We start from the raw sequence: 17,320 nt of genomic DNA, 5'->3' as shown, positions 1-17,320 counted from the left end.
TCTGGCGGTGGAGCGAACAGCGGGCGAACGCGACGGTCGGCCGGTGCCGCTGGCCGGGGCGGATGCTCACCGGGACCCTCGGGTACGGCGCGCGGCGACGTAGCGCCGCGCCTTCTCGGCGGTGCCGCAGTCGTCCATGCTGCACCAGCGGCGGCTGCGGTTCTTGCTCTCGTCGAGGAAGACGAAGCGGCAGCCCCCGCATCCCTTGATCCGGTCGAGCGGGCCGGTGGTGAGCAACTGGACCGCCGCGTGCACCACCGGCCGTAGCGGTCGGGCCGCCGTGTGGTCGTCCCGCCAGGACCAGACGAAACTGCCGGCCCGGTCGAGCCGCGCGTGCCCGAGCGCGTCAGCTTCGTCGTCGCGCAGCCGGGCCAGGGCGGAACTGCTCGGGTTCCGGCCGTTGGCCAGCGCCCGGACAGTCTCGTCGAGACACTCACGGGTACGCAGCGACCGCTCGTAGGCGGCGCGTGCGGCGTCCGAGTCGGCGTGGCCCAGGCGCTGCGACCTGGCCGCCTCCGCTCCGGTGAGGATGCCGGCGTACTCGGCCCAGGCGACCAGCTCGGGGTACCCGGTGAGCACGTCGCCGTCGGGTGGCCCGACGGGTGGACCGGTACGGGTGTTGACGAAGTCCAGCGCGAGGTTGCCGCCCACCAGGCGCAGCCTCCGGACACCCTCGACTGTTTCCATCAAACGCGACTTTACCAGTTGACGAGGATCGGGGCGCTGCCTAGTGTTACCTCCATAACACTGATAGCAGGTAACACTGGAGGGCGCATGGAACGCGGTCGGGCAGTGACGGTCCTGATCGGACTGTCGGGCGGGACCTTCCTCTACACCACCGCCGAGGCGCTGCCCATCGGGCTGCTGCTGCCGATGGCCGCGGACCTGGCCGTGTCGCCCACGGACGTGGGCATGCTGGTCACCGCGTACGGCGCCGTGGTGATGGTCGCCTCGGTGCCGTTGACCGCGCTGGTCCGCCGGGTTCCTCGCCGGCGACTGCTGTCGGCGCTGCTGGCCGGCTTCGTGGTCAGCAACGCGGTAACGGTGTTCGCGAGCACCTTCGCGCTGCTGCTGGCGGCCCGGATGGCGACCGCGGCGACGCACGCGCTGTTCTGGGCGGTGGTGGTGCCGGCCGCCGCGGAACTGTTCCGGCCGGGACTGCGCGGCCGGGTGGTCGCGGTCGTGTTCGCCGGTGGCAACATCGCCCTGGCCCTGGGCGTACCCGCCGGCATCTGGCTGGGCGAGCGCACCGGTTGGCGGGCCTCGTTCCTGGCGGTTGCCGGGCTCGGCGCGATCGTGTTCGTCGTGGTCGCCGCGCTGCTGCCCTCGACGCGCCCCGACGAGGGGCACGCCACCCGAGGCGCGGCGCCCGACGCCCGACGCTTCTGGCTGCTGGTCGCGGTGGCCGTCCTGGCGACCGCCGGGGCGATCGTCGCCTACACCTACGTCGCCCTTTTCATCACCGAACACAGCGCGCTGCCCGCCAGCTCGGTCGGTGCCGTCCTGCTCGCTCGCGGGATCGCCAGCGTCCTCGGCATCCTCGCCGTCGGTGTGCTGGTGGACCGCAACCCCTGGCTCGCCCTGCTCGCGACCGTCGCACTACAGTCGCTGGCCCTGCTCGGGCTGTACGCGCTGGGCCACCGACCCGCCGCGGCCGTCGGTCTGATCGCGGTGGCCGGCCTGGCCTTCGCCGCGTTCACCGCGGCTCTCGGCGGGCTCGTACTCCAGGTGGCGCCGGGACGCTCGGACATCGCCGCCGCGACCGTGTCCGCCGCCGTCAACGTCGGCATCACCGCTGGTGCCTTCGTCGGCGGGCTCGCGCTGCCGAGCCACGGCGTGCACCTCACCGTGCTGATCGGTGCCCTGCTCAGCGCCGTGGCCCTGGTGCTGGCGCTCGGCGAGCGGCGTCTCGCCCACCCCGCCCCTACCGTGGACGCGCCGTCGGACTCGCCCGCCACCGCCACGCCGGCGCTTGTTGCCTCGCGCTGCGCTGCCTCGCGCTGCGCTGCCTCGCAACTTCGCTGATACTGCTGCCTCGACGACGCCGGATGCAGCAGTATCCCTGAAACTGCTGGGGAGTCCAGGCGAGGGTTGTCCGAGAGGTCCGGGCCGGGCGGGACGGATGAGCACGCGCGTCGACGGTTCCCGGATCGGGGGGCGGCACCTGTGTGGCGATGGGACGAACAGCTGCGGCAGCCCTGCCCGGTGCTGATGGCGGGGCTTTGCTCAGGCGTCGAGCGTGCCGGCCTTGATGCCCTGAACGAAGCCGGCCCACCGGTCGGCGCTGAAGGACAGCAACGCGCCCTGCCGGTCCTTGCTGTCGCGGACAACGACCACGGCCGAGAGGTTGGTCGCCACCTCGACGCACGCGCCGCCGTTGTTGTCGCTACGGGTGGACTTGCGCCACACCGCGCCAGTGAGGTCCGGGGTCTTCATGGCCAACCTCTACTTGATCTCGCCTGCTATCCGCAGGATGAGCTTGCGGGACTCCACCGGCCCGAGGGCGGCTGCCCGCAGGCGTTCCCACAACCGAGTGTATGCCCGAAGCGCTTCGGGGCTGTCGAGGTACTCCGCGTCGGTGAAGGTCTCCAAATAGATGACCTCCGAGGTCATGTCTGCTCCGAACCGCAGGATGATGAAGTTGTACGACGAGGTCTCGTACGTCTGGGCATCGAAAGCGAAGACCTGGATCGTCACATTTGGGCGGTCCGCTACCTCTGCCAGGTGCAGCAGTTGCTCCCGCATCGTTGCCGGCTCTCCGAGGTTCCGGCGTAGCGCCGACTCGCTGAGGATCAAGCTGAGCTCCGGCCCGTCCTCGCGGTCGATGACCTTCTGTCGTTCCAGCCGTACGGCGATCTGCTGGTCTTCGTCCTTGGCGACCTTCATCGCCCTCATGTAGGACTCGACCTGGAGGATGCCGGGGATGACCTCGGGCTGGTACCAGCGGATCTCTGCTGCGTCGGCTTCGAGATCGAGGTACTGCCGGAACCAGTCGGGCACCACGTTGCGGTAGCCGCTCCACTTCCCGCGCTGTCGGCCCGCTCGGGCAAGGTCACGCAAGGGCTCGGCTTCGTCGCCGGTCACCCCGTAGAAGTCGAGCAGCAGCTTCAGATCGGTGAGACGGATGCCGGACTGCCCCAACTCCAGCCGGCTGATCTTGCTCGATGAGGAGTCGATTACCTCGGCGGCCTCGTCTTGCGTCTTGCCTGCCGCCTCGCGTGCCCTGCGGAGCTCATTGCCGAGCCGTCGTCGCTGGATCGTCGGGTTGACCATCGCCTGAGTATGGCTGGCCTGACAATGCGTGACATGAGACCTCGCTGTGTGTTCCCAAACCGTGACTCTACTCGTACGATTGATTTGGACTTGCAAATTAGAGAACCATTTTGACCTTGCGGGAGGCGATGTGACCAGGCGCATGACTTACGTCGAGTACGTCTTGGCGCTGGCCGAGGACTTGGCGCGCAAGCACCGGCCGGTGTGGTCGCTGCGGCGAGCGAAGCGCGTCTGTCTCTGTGGGTCTCCGCTGCCCTGCCGGGTGAAGCAGCGCGTCCTGGTCAACCGGGGCCACTGGCGGTGACCGGGCATCTGCCAGACCGACCGACCTGGGTCTGTCTCCGGTGCGACGCCCCCTGGCCCTGCGCCTCCGGCCGAACGGAACTGGTCCACGAGTACGGCGCAGCTCGTACCTGTCTGACTCTCTACCTGGGGTCGTACCTGCTGTCAGCCGCCGAGGATCTGAGCTGGGTGCCCACGGAAACCCTCCGCCGGAGGTTCCTCGGATGGCTGAGCTGACCACACCCCGCGCCGGTGACCTGCTCCGGGTCGGACCTGAGGCCAGCGTGCAGTTCATCCGGCCGATCCTGTTCCGGGTGATCCGGGTGCTGGACGACTGGACCCGGACCAGCTACGACGGGTGGATCTGGTTGGAGGGGTACCAGCTCGATTCCCGAGGTGACGCCGTGGCGCGACGGGCCATCTTCGTGATCAAGGCCGGGCTGCGGGCCGCCCCGGCACCCGTGGTGGTCGGGCAACCGAGGCGGAGAAGCGCTTCCAGCCGGCGCGCGACGGCCTGAGTCTTGTCTACGGGTACCGGGTGCCTACCGTCACCCGCCCGCTTCGGGCGGTGTCGTCTGCGCCTGGTGCGCGGCGGCCAGCCGTCTCGGGGCGCGGGCGTACCAGGCTTCCACGATCAGCTCGGTCAGTTCGGTGACGTCGATCCGGTCCAGCCGCACCAGCACCGACGGGTAGCCGTCGAAGTGCGGCGTGGTGAAGAAGAGACCACGGTCGTCGGCGAGCAACGCCTCCTTGACGCCGAGGTCCGCCACCCGGACCCCGAGGATGGGACCGTCCGGCGCGGCCGAACCGAGCGCCTCGAGTTCCTTGCCGCGCAGCGGGCGTTCCCAGACGAACGGTTTGTCCTTCACCCGCCAGGCGGCCACGCCGTCATAGGAGGGCCGCTCGCTGGTCTCCGGCAGGCCCAGCGCGATCCGGCGTACGTCGTCCCAACTGGCCACCTCCCGACGGTACGCCACATGCCGCGCGCGGTGGGTCCCGGCAGCGCGGCCCGGACGCGCTGGCGTGGCGGGCGGCCGTCGGCGATGGTGAACCGCATGGAGATCACGCCCGACCCGGTCTGCCTGGCCGACTTCGCCGCCCTGGCCCGGACGGTGCTGCCGCCGCACGTCTGGGACTACCTGGACGGCGGCAGCGGTGCCGAGGTGACCCTCGGCGGAAACCGCCGCGCACTGGACCGGGTCGGCGTGCTTCCGAGGGTGCTCACCGGGGTGCGCACCCCGAGCCTGCGGACCCGGTTGCTCGGCCGGGAGTACGCGATGCCGGTGGCGGTGGCGCCGATGGCGTACCAGCGGCTGGTGCACCCCGACGGCGAACCGGCGCTGGCCGCCGCGGCCCGCGCTGCCGACGTGCCGTACCTGGCCAGCATCCTCGGCAGCACGCCGATCGAGCAGGTCACCGCCACCGGCGCCGAGGTCTGGTTCCAGCTGTACTGGCTGCGCGACCGGTCCCTGGTCGACGACCTGCTGGCGCGGGTCCGCGCCGCCGGCTGCCGGGCCCTCGTGGTCACGGTGGACGTGCCGGTGCTCGGTCGGCGTCTGCGGGACCTGCGTAACTCCTTCCGGCTGCCGCCGGACCTGGTCCCGACCAACCTGCCGGGCGGCCGCGACGACCTGGCCCACGGCGGTACGCCCGGCGTCACCCCGGTGTCCGCGCACCGTGACACGGTCTTCGCTCCGGCACTTACCTGGTCGGACCTGCGGTGGCTGGGGGAGCGGTGCGATCTGCCGCTGGTCGTGAAGGGCATCCTCGACCCGACCGACGCCGTACGGGCGGTCGAGGCGGGAGCGCGGGCGATCGTGGTGTCCAATCACGGCGGCCGACAGCTCGACGGAGCCCCGCCCAGCGCCACCATGCTGCCCGAGGTGGTGGCGGCCGTCGGGGGCCGCTGCGAGGTGCTGCTGGACAGTGGAATCCGCAGCGGCGTCGACGTGCTGCGCGCCCTGGCGCTGGGTGCCGCCGGTGTGCTGGTCGGGCGGCCGATGCTCTGGGCCCTGGCGGTCGGTGGGCGACCGGCGGCCAGCTCCGCGCTGGCCCTGCTGGCCGACGAGGTACGCGACGCCCTGGCCCTGGCCGGCTGCGCCGATCCGGCGACTGCCCGGCACCTGCGCACGGTCCCCGTGGGCTGACCGGTCCGGTGTGGCGACTCATCGCGTTCACCGGTTCGCAACCTGTGACGGCTGCCCTGCCGTCGTCCAGGTAGGACGGCCATAATGGTCGACATGGTTGCCTGGGAGTACGCCCTGCTGGTCCGCCGCTACCAGGGACAGGGCCGCAATTTTCATGTCTCGTTCGTCTGGTACGGCCCCGACGGGTCCCGCAAGGACATCACGGCGTACGGCGACACCGCGATCGCGCATCTCAACCGCGCCGGACGCGACGGTTGGGAACTCGTCTCCGCCGCCGAGGACGTGAACAATGTGCAGGGCAGCACCGAGGTGCACCGCTACCACCTGAAGCGTCCCCTCGCCTGAGGCGGGTCCACTGTCGAGCCGCCAACGCTCGGGATCGCGTTGACTGTGCGTCCCGACCTCCGCACTCTGGGCACATCTGCCGATGCGCGGGTGTCGGCCGTTTCGGAAGCAGGAGGTACTCATGGTGCGCAGCAGGGTGGTGGCGGCGGTCGTGGCGCTCGCCGCGGTGGGCGGGACACTTGTCGCCGGGGCGGCACCGGCTCAGGCGGACCCGCCGGGCGGGACGTTGCGCGGCGTCTACTACAGCTACGACTTCTGCCGGTCCTACGGTGCCTCCGGTGCCGGCCAGGGCCTGTGGGACTGGTGGTACTGCGAGCAGACGTACGCGCCGGTCAGCACCCAGTGGTTCCTCTGGACGTTCGACTACTCCTGAGTCGATCGCAGTCGCGTCGGGCCGGGCCGTCCCGGCCCGACGCGATCCTCGTCAGCCCAGCTCGACGTCCGGGTAGAGCGGGAAACCGGTGAGCAGCTCGCTGGCCTGGCGGCCGATCTTTTCGGCGAGGGTCGGGTCGAGCACGTACTTCGCCTTGGAGGCGGTGCCGTCCGGACCGACCCCGGCGCTGGTCTGGCTGAGCACGGCGTGGATCAGCTCCGCGGTGGTGTCCATCTCCGCCGTGCCGAGCCCCCGGGTGGTCAGCGCGGGGGTGCCGATCCGGATGCCGGAGGTGTACCAAGCGCCGTTGGGGTCCTGCGGCACCGCGTTGCGGTTGGTGACGATGCCCGAGTCGAGCAGCGCCTGCTCGGCCTGCCGGCCGGTCAGCCCGTAGCCGGTCACGTCGATCAGCACCAGGTGGTTCTCGGTGCCGCCGGTGACCAGCTTGGCTCCGCGTCGCAGCAGACCCTCGGCCAGCGCCTGGGCGTTGTCGACGATCTGCCGGGCGTAGCCGGCGAAGTCGGGCCGGCGAGCCTCGGCCAACGCCACCGCCTTGGCCGCCATCACGTGCGGCAGCGGGCCGCCGAGCACCATCGGGCAGCCCCGGTCCACCTGGTCGGCCAGCTCGGGGCCGCACAGCACCAGGCCGCCGCGCGGACCGCGCAGCGACTTGTGGGTGGTGCTGGTGACGATGTGCGCGTGCGGCACCGGGTCGAAGTCACCGGTGAAGACCTTGCCGGCGACCAGGCCCGCGAAGTGCGCCATGTCCACCATGAAGGTGGCGCCGACCGAGTCGGCGATCTCCCGCATGATCCGGAAATTGATCTTGCGAGGGTACGCCGAGTAGCCGGCGACCAGCACCAGCGGCCGGAACTCGCGGGCCGCCTCGGCGACCCGGTCGTAGTCGACCAGACCGGTGGCCGGGTCGGTGCCGTAGCTGCGCTGGTCGAACATCTTGCCGGAGATGTTCGGCCGGAAACCGTGGGTGAGGTGCCCGCCGGCGTCCAGGGACATGCCGAGCATCCGCTGGTCGCCCAGCTCGCGCCGCAGCGCGAACCAGTCCGCCTCGGTGAGGTCGTTGACGTGGCGGGCCTGCGCCTTCTTCAGCGCCGGTGACTCGACGCGGTCGGCCAGGATCGCCCAGAACGCCACCAGGTTGGCGTCGATGCCCGAGTGCGGCTGCACGTATGCGTGGGTCGCGCCGAACAACTCCCGGGCGTGCTCGGCGGCGAGCGCCTCGACGGTGTCCACGTTCTGGCAGCCGGCGTAGAAGCGCCGCCCGATGGTGCCCTCGGCGTACTTGTCGCTGAACCAGTTGCCCATGGCCAGCAACGTCGCCGGGGAGGCGTAGTTCTCGCTGGCGATCAGCTTGAGCGACTCGCGTTGGTCGGCCAGTTCCGCCCCGATCGCGTCGGCGACCCGCGGCTCGACACCACGGATCACCTCGAGAGCGCTGCGGAAGGCGGTGGATTCGGCGTTGCGCGGCATGCGACCTCCAGGTGACGTGCGGAAGGCCCAGGCGCTCGGCATGCGTCCTCGTGACGGGGCCGCTCCCCGATGGTTCTCCATCTCCAATGCGCCAGTCACGGCCCGAGGCGATCCTACCGGGTACGCCCGCACGGCGGGCCGGGGCGCCGACCGGGCGGGCGCACTAGGATCGCCGCATGGCGGCAGCGGGCGGTGGTGGCAGTCTTCTGGCCATCAGCGATCTGCACGTGGGCCATCCGGAGAACCGGACGGTCGTCGAGGGGCTGCGTCCCCGGACGCCGCAGGACTGGCTGTTGGTCGCCGGTGACGTGGGCGACACCGTCGCCGACGTGGCCTGGGCGCTGCGACTGCTGGCCGGCCGGTTCGCCCGGGTGATCTGGTCGCCGGGCAACCACGAGCTGTGGACGCCGCCCGCCGACCCGGTGACGTTGCGGGGCGCGGCGCGCTACGCCCACCTGGTCGAGCTGTGCCGTGATCTCGGTGTGGTCACTCCCGAGGACCCGTACCCGGTGTGGGCGGGGCCCGGCGGCCCGGTGACGGTGGCGCCGCTGATGCTGCTGTACGACCACAGCTGGCGGCCGGACGGCTTCGACACGCCCGAGGCCGCGCTGGCCGAGGCGTACCGGACCGGAATCGTCTGCACCGACGAGGTGCTGCTGCACCCCGACCCGTACGAGAGTCGGTCGGCGTGGTGCGTCGCCCGGGTGGCCGAGGCCGCCCGCCGGCTCGCCGGGCGCGATCCGGCGCTGCCGACCGTGCTGATGAACCACTGGCCGCTGGTCCGGGAGGTGACCCGCGTCCTGCGGTACCCGATCTTCGCCCAGTGGTGCGGCACCGAGGCCACCGCGGACTGGCACGTACGCTTCGCCGCCGTCGCGGTCGTCTACGGCCACCTGCACATTCCACGGACCAGCTGGCACGACGGGGTGCGGTTCGAGGAGGTGTCGGTGGGCTATCCCCGGGAGTGGCGGCCCCGGGGCGTACCACCCGGCCGGTTGCGGCAGATCCTGCCGGCGCCGGACGGGGTGCCGCCCACGGCCTGGTGAACCGGTCCGCCGCCACTTCCGGGCCCGAATCGTCGGGCCCGTATCTGCACTCCTACCCCGCCGGGAACGACGAAACGGCGCGGTCGGGCTGACGCGCGCGTGTGCTGCCGCCGACCACGGGTATGCGACCGGAACCCGACGAGTTGGAGGTGTGTGGTGGCCACGATGGTGCAGCGGCCGGACAGCCCGGTGAAAGACAAGAACTACGACCTGATCCACGCGTTGCAGATGTCGCTGGAGAACATCTGGCATCTGGAGACCTACATCGCCGACGCGGCTGCCCGGGGTGACGAGGAACTCGCCACCTGGTTCCGCAAGATCCAGGAAAACAACCGCAAGGCGGGTGAGCAGGGCAAGCAGATGCTGGCCATGCGTCTGCAACGCGAGAACGGCTGACCAACGCGACGACGGTGGGCCTGGACACCGTCCCGGCCCACCGATCAGGTCGGGCGCGGGGACCCGTGAACCCGTCTCGGCCCGGTGCCCGGCGGTGGCCCGCCGCACCGGGTGTCGCGTCGTACCCTCTCAGGTGTGGCCACGGCGGCGGAGGAGATCCGGGTGGGTCGGCGGACGGTCCGGGTCAGCAGCCCGGACAAGCCGTACTTTCCCGAGCGGGGGCTGACCAAGCTCGACGTGGTGCGCTACTTCCTCGCCGTCGGCGACGGCATCCTGCGCGCGCTGCGGGATCGCCCGACGATGCTCGAACGGTGGCCGCGCGGCGTGTTCGAGGGCGCGACAATCGCCACCCGGCAGGACAACCGGGGTGACGCGTTCTACCAGAAAAGGGTGCCGGCCGGCGCGCCCGACTGGGTCGGCACCGCCCACATCACCTTTCCCAGCGGACGCACCGCCGACGAGGTCGCGCCGGGGGAGCTGGCCGTGGTGATCTGGGCGGTCAACCTGGGCACGCTGCGCTTCCATCCGTGGCCGGTGACCAGGGCGGACGTGGAGCGGCCGGATCAGCTGCGGATCGACCTCGACCCGTTGCCGGGGGTCGGGTTCGACCAGGTGGTGCCGGTGGCCCACGAGGTGCGGGCCTTCCTCGACGAGCTGGGGCTGACCGGCTATCCGAAGACCACCGGCGGGCGTGGGCTGCACGTCTATGTCCCGATCGAGCCGCGGTGGAGCTTCGGCGACTGCCGCCGGGCGGTGCTGGCCCTCGGTCGGGAGATGCAGCGGCGCCGGCCGGACCTGGTCACCACCACCTGGTGGCGCGAGCAGCGGGACCGGCCGGTCTTCGTCGACTACAACCAGATGGCCCGGGACCACACCATGGCATCGGCGTACTCGATCCGGCCGACGCCGGCCGCGCTGGTCTCCGCGCCGCTGAACTGGGCGGAGCTGGACGACGTCCGGCCGGAGGACTTCGACGTGACCACCATGCCGGGCCGGTTCGCCGAGCGGGGCGATCCGCACGCGGGCCTGGACGCGCGCCGGTTCTCCCTGGCTCCGTTGCTGGAGTTGGCCGACCGGGAGGGCCTGGAGTCACCGCCGGAACGCTGAGCGGTCACTCCCACGGGCTACGCGCCCCGTCGTACTCCTCGAAGACCAGCCAGCTTCGGGTGGCGAGCACCCCGGCGATGCGCTGCACCCGGTCCAGCACCACGTCCCGCAGCGTGGCGTTGTCCGGCGCCCGGACCAGGGCGAGCACGTCGTGCTCGCCGCTGAGCAGCGCCACATGCTCGACGTAGCGCACCCGGGCCAGCTCCGCCGACACCTCCCGCCAGGTGTTCTGCCTGATCGTCAGCGCGATGTACGCCGAGGTGCCCAGGCCGGCCGGCTCCGGGGCGACCCGCGCGGCGAACCCGGTGATCACCCCGTCGCGCAGCAACCGCTCCACCCGGGCGTACGCGTTGGTACGCGAGACGTGCACCCGTTCGGCGAGCGTCCGGATGGAGAGCCGACCGTCCCGGGTCAGCTCGTCGAGGATGCGCCGGTCGACCTCGTCGAGGGCGACGGCAGAACGTCCCGTTCCGCCCCGCCGGTCCGCCTCATCGGCGGTCTCCTGGCTCATCGAGCCCTCCTCTGGGTGCCATTCATCCCGCGTTCACCGGCCATCTTGAGTCAATCATCCGACCACAGGAGCATAGGGCCACCACACGTCCAGGAGGTTCCGCCGTGACCACCACCCCCCAGGCGGCCCGCAGGGCATCCCCGCGCAAGCGGCGGCCGGCGACCCCGGCCGCGCCCGACCCCGCCGCCGGCCTGCTGCCGGAGACCACACCGGTCCGGCTGCTCGACCCGGACGGCACCCTGCTGCCGGCCCGCGCGGACTACCCCGAGCCGCCCGTCGAGGCGCTGCGCGAGATGTACCGACGGATGGTCGTCGGCCGGCGCTTCGACGCCCAGGCCACCGCCCTGACCAAGCAGGGTCGGCTGGCCGTCTACCCGTCCTCCCGGGGCCAGGAGGCCTGCCAGATCGGCGGCGTGCTGGCGCTGCGCGACGACGACTGGGTCTTCCCCACCTACCGGGAGTCGATGGCGCTGACCGCCCGCGGCATCGACCCGGTCGAGGTGTTGACGCTGCTGCGCGGCGACTGGCACTGCGGGTACGACCCCGCGCAGCGGCGCACCGCACCGCAGTGCACGCCGCTGGCCACCCAGTGCGTGCACGCCGCCGGGCTGGCCTACGGGGAGTCGTACCAGGGGCGCGACACCGTGGCTCTGGTCTACATCGGCGACGGTGCCACAAGCGAGGGTGACTTCCACGAGGGGGTCAACTTCGCCGCCGTGTTCAAGGCTCCCGTCGTGTACTTCGTGCAGAACAACAGGTACGCCATCAGCGTCCCGCTGTCCCGGCAGACCGCCGCTCCGTCGCTGGCCTACAAGGGCGTCGGCTACGGCGTCCCCAGCGAGCAGGTCGACGGCAACGACCCGGTGGCCGTACTCGCCGTGCTCACCCGGGCCGTCGCGCACGCGCGCGCCGGCAAGGGACCGTTCCTGGTCGAGGCGCACACCTACCGGATGGAGCCGCACACCAACGCCGACGACGCCACGCGCTACCGCGACACCGACGAGGTCGAGGCGTGGCGCGACCGCGATCCGCTGGCCCGGCTGGAGACGTACCTGCGTGGCCGGGGCGTGCTCGACGACGCGGCCGTCGCCGAGATCGCCGAGCAGGCCGAGACGTACGCGGCCGACCTGCGGGAACGGATGAACACCCAGCCCACGGTCGACCCGCTGAGCCTCTTCGACCACGTCTACGCCGAACCCACCACCCAGTTGGTGGAACAGCGGGAGCAGGTGCGCGCCGAGCTGGCCGCGGCAGCGGAGGAGGACGCCTGATGGCCACCATGACCATGGCGAAGGCGCTCAACGCCGCGCTCGCCGACGCGATGCTCGACGACGAGCGGGTGCTCGTCTTCGGTGAGGACGTCGGCCAACTCGGCGGGGTCTTCCGGATCACCGACGGACTCCAGGCCCGGTTCGGCGACAAACGCTGCTTCGACACCCCCCTCGCGGAGGCCGGCATCGTCGGGTTCGCCGTCGGGCTGGCCATGTCCGGGCTGCGGCCGGTGGTCGAGATGCAGTTCGACGCGTTCGCGTACCCGGCGTTCGAGCAGATCGCCTCGCACGTGGCGAAGCTGCGTAACCGCACCCGGGGCGCGCTGAGCGTGCCGATGGTGATCCGGGTGCCCTACGCCGGTGGGATCGGCGGCGTGGAACACCACTGCGACAGCTCCGAGGCGTACTACGCGCACACCCCGGGCCTCAAGGTGGTCACCCCGGCCACCGTCGACGATGCGTACTCGCTGTTGCGGGAGGCGATCGACGACCCCGACCCGGTGGTGTTCATGGAGCCGAAGAAGCTCTACTTCGCCGGTGCCGAGACCGCGCTGCCGACCCGGACCGAGCCGTTCGGCCGAGCGGTCGTACGCCGGGCCGGACGCGACGCCACCCTGGTCGCGTACGGACCGGCGGTCCCGGTCGCGTTGGAGGCCGCCGAGGCCGCCCGGGACGAGGGATGGGACCTGGAGGTGGTTGACGTACGCACCATTGTGCCGTTCGACGACGCCACCATCGCCGCCTCGGTACGCCGCACCGGGCGGTGCGTGGTGGTGCAGGAGGCGCAGGGCTTCGCCGGAGTCGGCGCGGAGATCGCCGCCCGGGTGCAGGAGCGCTGCTTCCACGCGCTGCACGCCCCGGTGCTGCGGGTCTCCGGCCTGGACATCCCGTACCCGGCGCCGATGCTGGAGCACACCCACCTGCCCTCGGTCGACCGGGTGCTGGACGCGGTGGCCCGGTTGCAGTGGGACGACCAGCCCGACCGGCGCTGGCTCACCGAGGGCAGTGCGGCATGACCGAGAAGATCTTTCTCCTGCCCGACCTCGGTGAGGGTCTCGCCGAGGCGGAGATCGTGCAGTGGCGGGTCGCGGTGGGCGACACGGTCACCGTGGACCAGACCGTGGTCGAGGTGGAGACCGCCAAGGCGGTCGTCGACGTGCCCTGCCCGTACGCCGGCCGGGTCGTCGCCCTGCACGGCGTCGAGGGCGAGGTACGCCCGGTGGGCCAGCCCCTGATCACCGTCGCCGAGCCGGTCGGCGGGCGCGCCGACGGCGGCGAGCCGTCCGGGCACGCGGTCTACCGCGAGGAGGAGCGGGCCGGCTCCGGCAACGTGCTGATCGGGTACGGCACCGGCCACGGCGGTTCCCGCCGGCGTAGGCGGCCTCGGCTCGCCGCCGTCACGGACGCGGCGGGCGCGAGCGACGTCCCGACGGCCTCGGGTGCGGCAGTGACTCCGACCGCCGCCGGCCGGCCGGCGGCGGTGGCGGTGGCCGACCGGGAGCCCGACCCGCCCGGACTGGCCCAACCGCTGGTCATCTCGCCGATCGTGCGGCGGTTGGCGCGGGAGCGTGGGGTGGACCTGATGACGGTGCGCGGCAGCGGCCCCGGCGGTGTGGTCCGCCGGGCCGACGTGGAGGCGGCGGCCCGCGACGTCACCGGGGCGCCGGCCGACGTGACTGCCCGGCTCACCGCAGTTTCCGACCGGCCGGCGACAACGGGACAACACCCGGCACCGGCAGACCCGGTCGGTGCCCAGGACCTGGTCATCCCGTTGACCGGCATCCGCCGCGCCATCGCGGACAAGCTGTCCCGCAGCCGGCGGGAGATCCCCGAGGTGACCATCTGGGTGGACGCCGACGCGACCGCGCTGCTCCAGACCCGGGCCGCGATCAACGCCGCCCGCCCGGACCAGCCGGTGAGCATCCTGGCCCTGCTCGCCCGGATCTGTCTGTCTGGGCTGCGCCGCTATCCCCAACTCAACGCACGGGTGGACACCGAGGGGCAGCGCATCGTCCAGTCCGCCGGGGTGCACCTGGGCATCGCCGCCCAGACCGACCGGGGCTTGGTGGTGCCGGTACTGCGGGACGCCGAACGGCTCACCACCACCGAACTCGCGGCCGAACTCGCCGCCACCACCGCGGCGGCCCGGGCGGGCGACCTGCCGCCGGCCCGGCTCACCGGCGGAACCTTCACGCTGAACAACTACGGGGTGTTCGGCGTCGACGGCTCGACCCCGATCATCAACCACCCGGAGGCGGCGTTGCTCGGCGTCGGCCGCATCGTGGACAAGCCGTGGGTGGTCGACGGGCAGCTCGCGGTCCGGAAGGTGACGCAGCTGAGCCTCACCTTCGACCACCGGGTCTGCGACGGCGGCGTGGCCGGCGGTTTCCTGCGGCACGTGGCGGACTGCGTCGAGCAGCCCGCGCTGCTGATCGCGGCGCTCTGACGGCCGACCGGGGGGATCGGTCCTGGCCGGGACCGACCCCCCGATCGACCGCCGTCCGGAGGCGGACGCCCGTCGAGCCGGATCAGTGGTACGGCGGCGGACATAGCGCCACAGCCGGCCGCGTATCGCCCGTAATGTCGTCGCTGGCATTTTCCGTTCGCCCGGGTGCGATTACGGAAATGACCTCCAGACAATGTTTCCCGCTCTTGGTCGAAACCGCGAAAACGTCGGTGCCGAGCTGGCGAGAATGTGCGGAGGAAGCGGCGATAAACGGGGGGACGCATCATGATGTTGAGGCGGCGACTGACGCTGTTGGCGGTGAGTGTCGCAGCGGCACCGCTGGCGCTTGGCGCGTGCACCGGCGACCGCAGGCCCGGGCAGCCCGCCGAGGCGCGAGCAAACCCGGAACTGTCCGTGACGCCGGCCGAGGGCACCCGCGACGTGCCGGTCACCGGGGAGATCGGCACGGTGGTCAAACACGGGCGGGTCACCGCCGTGCGGATCACCGACGACAAGGGCGCGGCGGTCGCGGCGGAGCCTCGGGAGGACGGCACCGGCTGGGTACCGAGCCGGACCCTGGAACCGAAGCGGACGTACACCGCGGAGGTCACCGCGACCGGCGACTCCGGGAAGACGGTCACCCGCAGGACGACGTTCACGACCCGGCCCAAATCATCCAAACCGGCCATCGTCAGCACTTTGTATTTCGCCGGTGATCGGACGTACGGAACGGCTATGCCGGTAACCGTCGCCTTCGACCCGCCAATTCCCAAAGAGGCGCGCGGGGATGTGCAGCGCCGTTTGTTCGTAAAGACGGATCCGCCGCAGCCGGGCACCTGGTCCTGGGTGTCCGATGGAAGCCAGGTCTACTATCGGGCGCCCGATTTCTGGCGGCCGGGTACGACGATCAAGGTTCGCTCCGCGCTGGAGGGCCTGCCGATCGGCAAGGACAGCGTCGGTGACGCCGACCGGCGGGCCACCTCGAAGATCGGTCGGCAGGTCGAGTTGGAGATCGACAACGCGACCAAGCAGATGTCGGTGATCCGGGACGGCAGGCTGCTGCGGAGGCTGCCGGTCAGCCTCGGCAAGCCGAGCACACCGACCTCCAGCGGCAAGATGGTGATCATGGAGAAGCACGACTTCACCACGTTCGACACCCGCGGCTCGGCCGATCCGTACGTGGTCGACGTGGAGGACGCGCAGCGACTCACCTGGGGCGGTGAGTTCATCCACGGCGCACCCTGGTCGGAGGGGGATCAGGGCTACACGAACGTGTCGCACGGCTGCACCAACCTGTCGGCGGCGAACGCGGACTGGCTGATGAGTGTCACCCAGGTCGGTGACCTGGTCACCGTCAAGGGCACCGAGGTCGGACTCGACGAGGGCAACGGCTGGACGGCATGGAACGTCAGCTGGGCGGAGTTCGCCAAGGGCAGCGCGCTGCCGGTGCCCGCCGGCCTGCGGCCCACGCCCACCCAGTCAGCCGATCCGGGGGCAGTTGCCGGAGGAGGCTCGCCCGAACCACAGCCGTCGGCGAGCGGCGGCTGACCGGGCGTACCCGCCGGGCCACCCGGCGTGGGTCGGCCCGGAGCGTCGTGGCCGGCCCGCCCGGGTGTTCACCCTGGTCCGGGGATCGTCCCTAGGGTGGACCCGGCTGGCCTGCGGGTCATGCCCTGGGCTTACCCGGAACCGCCTTCCAGCAGGGTGGAAGTGTCGGTGGTGGGGGATAGGTTCGTCATATGCGAGAGCGCGAGGAGCGGTTCCACGTCGAGACCAGCCGGTCCGACGACGCGGTGTGCGTTCGCGTGGTCGGTGTGATCGACATCGCCACGGTCGCGGCGTTCCGCGCCGCTCTCTGGGCGGCCCCCGCCCGCACCGAGCTGCGGGTGGATCTCTCCGGGGTTCGGCTGCTCTCCGCGGCCGGGGCCCGCACGCTTGTCGCGGCCCGGCTCCGGGTGCGGTCACAGGGCGGCAACCTGGTGCTTGTCGACCCGCCACCCGTGGTGGAGCGGGTGCTGCGGGCCACCGGGCTGAGGCGGGTCATCCCGATTGTCGGCGGCACGTCGGAGCAGGTGCTCGCCGCGGCGTGACCGGTCGACGCCGCACGACCGCCGCGACCGCTACGCCGCCAGGTGGAACAGCGGGCGTCCGGCGCCGGGCACGGGGCCGGCGCCGGACGTGTGATGTCAGCGGACGGCGAGCAGGTCGACCACGAAGACCAGCGTCTCGTTGGGCTTGATGACGCCGCCGGCGCCTCGGCTGCCGTACCCGAGGTGCGGCGGGATGGTCAGCCGCCGACGGCCGCCGACGCGCATCCCCACCACGCCCTGGTCCCAGCCGGCGATGACCCGTCCGCCGCCGAGCGGGAAGTCGAACGGCTCGCCCCGGTTCCAGGAGGCGTCGAACTCCGCGCCGGTGGAGTGGGACACCCCCACGTAGTGCACGCGGGCCAACTGCCCGGGCTGGGCCTCCGGGCCCTCGCCCACGGCGATGTCCTCGATCACGAGGTCGGCCGGCGGGGCACCCTCGATCGGGCCGATCTCGGGCTTGCTCGCTGCCTGGTTCATGCGGATTCTCCTGGTGCGTCGGTTCCGGTCAGCACCATCCTGCCGGATGCGCCGGCCCGGCGCGCTCC

Annotated in this window: 21 protein-coding genes and 1 riboswitch; of the genes, 14 read left to right on the top strand and 7 right to left on the bottom strand. The window is 71.7% G+C overall.

The window, feature by feature from the left end; translation table 11 throughout:
• Positions 1-66: 66 nt before the first annotated feature.
• Positions 67-687: an ABATE domain-containing protein gene (locus KBX00_RS09670; RefSeq protein ID WP_210825427.1), complete on the bottom strand. Its 621-nt coding sequence runs from the start codon at positions 685-687 to the stop codon at positions 67-69.
• A gap of 87 nt (positions 688-774) precedes the next feature.
• On the opposite strand from KBX00_RS09670, the gene KBX00_RS09665 reads away from it, so the two are divergent.
• A complete protein-coding gene (locus KBX00_RS09665) occupies positions 775-2,025 on the top strand; it encodes an MFS transporter (RefSeq protein ID WP_210825425.1) in 1,251 nt (416 codons plus the stop codon).
• A 201-nt stretch (positions 2,026-2,226) separates the two neighbouring features.
• Here the strand turns inward: KBX00_RS09665 and KBX00_RS09660 are convergent, their stop codons facing one another.
• Positions 2,227-2,436 carry a DUF397 domain-containing protein gene (locus KBX00_RS09660; RefSeq protein ID WP_210825423.1) on the bottom strand — a complete coding sequence of 70 codons (210 nt, stop codon included), beginning with the start codon at positions 2,434-2,436 and terminating at the stop codon, positions 2,227-2,229.
• Positions 2,437-2,445: 9 nt separating this feature from the next.
• Entirely contained in the window at positions 2,446-3,273 is an 828-nt protein-coding gene (locus KBX00_RS09655) for a helix-turn-helix transcriptional regulator (protein WP_210825421.1), read from the bottom strand.
• 142 nt (positions 3,274-3,415) lie between these two features.
• On the opposite strand from KBX00_RS09655, the gene KBX00_RS09650 reads away from it, so the two are divergent.
• Together KBX00_RS09650 and KBX00_RS09645 are read left to right on the top strand one after the other, a co-directional pair.
• Positions 3,416-3,577 carry a hypothetical protein gene (locus KBX00_RS09650; RefSeq protein WP_210825754.1) on the top strand — a complete coding sequence of 54 codons (162 nt, stop codon included), beginning with the start codon at positions 3,416-3,418 and terminating at the stop codon, positions 3,575-3,577.
• Positions 3,578-3,779: 202 nt separating this feature from the next.
• Entirely contained in the window at positions 3,780-4,073 is a 294-nt protein-coding gene (locus KBX00_RS09645; protein ID WP_210825420.1) for a hypothetical protein, read from the top strand.
• A gap of 30 nt (positions 4,074-4,103) precedes the next feature.
• Here KBX00_RS09645 and KBX00_RS09640 read toward each other — a convergent pair whose 3' ends face one another.
• On the bottom strand, positions 4,104-4,514 hold the full coding sequence (locus KBX00_RS09640) for an MmcQ/YjbR family DNA-binding protein (RefSeq protein ID WP_210825419.1): 411 nt from the start codon (positions 4,512-4,514) through the stop codon (positions 4,104-4,106).
• A 96-nt stretch (positions 4,515-4,610) separates the two neighbouring features.
• Here KBX00_RS09640 and KBX00_RS09635 point away from each other — a divergent pair, with 96 nt between their 5' ends.
• The 3 genes from KBX00_RS09635 (at position 4,611) to KBX00_RS09625 (ending at position 6,420) form a co-directional block, all read left to right on the top strand.
• On the top strand, positions 4,611-5,702 hold the full coding sequence (locus KBX00_RS09635; RefSeq protein ID WP_301547647.1) for an alpha-hydroxy acid oxidase: 1,092 nt from the start codon (positions 4,611-4,613) through the stop codon (positions 5,700-5,702).
• A gap of 84 nt (positions 5,703-5,786) precedes the next feature.
• Positions 5,787-6,047, top strand: coding sequence for a hypothetical protein (locus KBX00_RS09630; protein WP_155220244.1), 261 nt, complete (start codon positions 5,787-5,789; stop codon positions 6,045-6,047).
• 121 nt (positions 6,048-6,168) lie between these two features.
• On the top strand, positions 6,169-6,420 hold the full coding sequence (locus KBX00_RS09625) for a hypothetical protein (protein ID WP_210825418.1): 252 nt from the start codon (positions 6,169-6,171) through the stop codon (positions 6,418-6,420).
• 51 nt (positions 6,421-6,471) lie between these two features.
• On the opposite strand, the gene KBX00_RS09620 is transcribed toward KBX00_RS09625, so the two are convergent.
• Positions 6,472-7,908, bottom strand: coding sequence for a glycine hydroxymethyltransferase (locus tag KBX00_RS09620; protein WP_210825417.1), 1,437 nt, complete (start codon positions 7,906-7,908; stop codon positions 6,472-6,474).
• An 18-nt stretch (positions 7,909-7,926) separates the two neighbouring features.
• Positions 7,927-8,017, bottom strand: a riboswitch (ZMP/ZTP riboswitch).
• 67 nt (positions 8,018-8,084) lie between these two features.
• On the opposite strand from KBX00_RS09620, the gene KBX00_RS09615 reads away from it, so the two are divergent.
• The 3 genes from KBX00_RS09615 to KBX00_RS09605 all read left to right on the top strand — a co-directional run bounded on the left by KBX00_RS09615 (position 8,085) and on the right by KBX00_RS09605 (position 10,457).
• Positions 8,085-8,954 carry a metallophosphoesterase gene (locus KBX00_RS09615; RefSeq protein ID WP_210825416.1) on the top strand — a complete coding sequence of 290 codons (870 nt, stop codon included), beginning with the start codon at positions 8,085-8,087 and terminating at the stop codon, positions 8,952-8,954.
• A gap of 165 nt (positions 8,955-9,119) precedes the next feature.
• On the top strand, positions 9,120-9,350 hold the full coding sequence (locus KBX00_RS09610; RefSeq protein ID WP_210825715.1) for a hypothetical protein: 231 nt from the start codon (positions 9,120-9,122) through the stop codon (positions 9,348-9,350).
• A 135-nt stretch (positions 9,351-9,485) separates the two neighbouring features.
• On the top strand, positions 9,486-10,457 hold the full coding sequence (locus KBX00_RS09605; RefSeq protein ID WP_210825414.1) for a DNA polymerase domain-containing protein: 972 nt from the start codon (positions 9,486-9,488) through the stop codon (positions 10,455-10,457).
• A 4-nt stretch (positions 10,458-10,461) separates the two neighbouring features.
• Here the strand turns inward: KBX00_RS09605 and KBX00_RS09600 are convergent, their stop codons facing one another.
• Complete coding sequence (locus KBX00_RS09600; protein WP_210825412.1) at positions 10,462-10,968, bottom strand: Lrp/AsnC family transcriptional regulator; 507 nt, start codon at positions 10,966-10,968, stop codon at positions 10,462-10,464.
• Positions 10,969-11,072: 104 nt separating this feature from the next.
• On the opposite strand from KBX00_RS09600, the gene pdhA reads away from it, so the two are divergent.
• The 5 genes from pdhA to KBX00_RS09575 all read left to right on the top strand — a co-directional run bounded on the left by pdhA (position 11,073) and on the right by KBX00_RS09575 (position 16,775).
• Entirely contained in the window at positions 11,073-12,239 is a 1,167-nt protein-coding gene (gene pdhA, locus KBX00_RS09595) for a pyruvate dehydrogenase (acetyl-transferring) E1 component subunit alpha (protein ID WP_210825410.1), read from the top strand.
• On the top strand, positions 12,239-13,255 hold the full coding sequence (locus KBX00_RS09590; protein WP_164450141.1) for an alpha-ketoacid dehydrogenase subunit beta: 1,017 nt from the start codon (positions 12,239-12,241) through the stop codon (positions 13,253-13,255). Before pdhA ends, KBX00_RS09590 begins: the two co-directional genes overlap by 1 nt.
• On the top strand, positions 13,252-14,685 hold the full coding sequence (locus tag KBX00_RS09585; protein ID WP_210825408.1) for a dihydrolipoamide acetyltransferase family protein: 1,434 nt from the start codon (positions 13,252-13,254) through the stop codon (positions 14,683-14,685). Before KBX00_RS09590 ends, KBX00_RS09585 begins: the two co-directional genes overlap by 4 nt.
• Positions 14,686-14,970: 285 nt before the next feature.
• A complete protein-coding gene (locus tag KBX00_RS09580) occupies positions 14,971-16,233 on the top strand; it encodes an Ig-like domain-containing protein (protein ID WP_210825407.1) in 1,263 nt (420 codons plus the stop codon).
• A 191-nt stretch (positions 16,234-16,424) separates the two neighbouring features.
• The gene (locus KBX00_RS09575) at positions 16,425-16,775 is read left to right on the top strand and encodes an STAS domain-containing protein (protein WP_210825405.1); all 351 of its coding nucleotides are present in this window, start codon (positions 16,425-16,427) and stop codon (positions 16,773-16,775) included.
• Positions 16,776-16,871: 96 nt separating this feature from the next.
• Here the strand turns inward: KBX00_RS09575 and KBX00_RS09570 are convergent, their stop codons facing one another.
• Positions 16,872-17,252, bottom strand: a complete 381-nt coding sequence (locus tag KBX00_RS09570; RefSeq protein WP_210825402.1) for an FKBP-type peptidyl-prolyl cis-trans isomerase — start codon at positions 17,250-17,252, stop codon at positions 16,872-16,874.
• Positions 17,253-17,320 lie beyond the last annotated feature (68 nt).

This window comes from Micromonospora sp. C95, assembly GCF_018070465.1.
In the GTDB taxonomy this organism is placed as follows: domain Bacteria; phylum Actinomycetota; class Actinomycetes; order Mycobacteriales; family Micromonosporaceae; genus Micromonospora.
Note: the sequence above shows the minus strand (reverse complement) of the source record. Positions and strands in the feature narration are given on the sequence as shown.

Bases quoted from the DNA above. Each gene is read 5' to 3' on its own strand.
- KBX00_RS09570 (WP_210825402.1), bottom strand. From the start codon at position 17,252: ATGAACCAGGCAGCGAGCAAGCCCGAGATCGGCCCGATCGAGGGTGCC.
- KBX00_RS09615 (WP_210825416.1), top strand. From the start codon at position 8,085: ATGGCGGCAGCGGGCGGTGGTGGCAGTCTTCTGGCCATCAGCGATCTG.
- KBX00_RS09585 (WP_210825408.1), top strand. From the start codon at position 13,252: ATGACCGAGAAGATCTTTCTCCTGCCCGACCTCGGTGAGGGTCTCGCC.
- KBX00_RS09670 (WP_210825427.1), bottom strand. From the start codon at position 687: ATGGAAACAGTCGAGGGTGTCCGGAGGCTGCGCCTGGTGGGCGGCAAC.
- KBX00_RS09655 (WP_210825421.1), bottom strand. From the start codon at position 3,273: ATGGTCAACCCGACGATCCAGCGACGACGGCTCGGCAATGAGCTCCGC.
- KBX00_RS09625 (WP_210825418.1), top strand. From the start codon at position 6,169: ATGGTGCGCAGCAGGGTGGTGGCGGCGGTCGTGGCGCTCGCCGCGGTG.
- KBX00_RS09580 (WP_210825407.1), top strand. From the start codon at position 14,971: ATGATGTTGAGGCGGCGACTGACGCTGTTGGCGGTGAGTGTCGCAGCG.
- KBX00_RS09645 (WP_210825420.1), top strand. From the start codon at position 3,780: ATGGCTGAGCTGACCACACCCCGCGCCGGTGACCTGCTCCGGGTCGGA.
- KBX00_RS09620 (WP_210825417.1), bottom strand. From the start codon at position 7,908: ATGCCGCGCAACGCCGAATCCACCGCCTTCCGCAGCGCTCTCGAGGTG.
- KBX00_RS09650 (WP_210825754.1), top strand. From the start codon at position 3,416: ATGACTTACGTCGAGTACGTCTTGGCGCTGGCCGAGGACTTGGCGCGC.
- KBX00_RS09665 (WP_210825425.1), top strand. From the start codon at position 775: ATGGAACGCGGTCGGGCAGTGACGGTCCTGATCGGACTGTCGGGCGGG.
- KBX00_RS09635 (WP_301547647.1), top strand. From the start codon at position 4,611: ATGGAGATCACGCCCGACCCGGTCTGCCTGGCCGACTTCGCCGCCCTG.
- KBX00_RS09630 (WP_155220244.1), top strand. From the start codon at position 5,787: ATGGTCGACATGGTTGCCTGGGAGTACGCCCTGCTGGTCCGCCGCTAC.
- KBX00_RS09600 (WP_210825412.1), bottom strand. From the start codon at position 10,968: ATGAGCCAGGAGACCGCCGATGAGGCGGACCGGCGGGGCGGAACGGGA.
- KBX00_RS09590 (WP_164450141.1), top strand. From the start codon at position 12,239: ATGGCCACCATGACCATGGCGAAGGCGCTCAACGCCGCGCTCGCCGAC.
- KBX00_RS09660 (WP_210825423.1), bottom strand. From the start codon at position 2,436: ATGAAGACCCCGGACCTCACTGGCGCGGTGTGGCGCAAGTCCACCCGT.
- KBX00_RS09610 (WP_210825715.1), top strand. From the start codon at position 9,120: ATGGTGCAGCGGCCGGACAGCCCGGTGAAAGACAAGAACTACGACCTG.
- KBX00_RS09575 (WP_210825405.1), top strand. From the start codon at position 16,425: ATGCGAGAGCGCGAGGAGCGGTTCCACGTCGAGACCAGCCGGTCCGAC.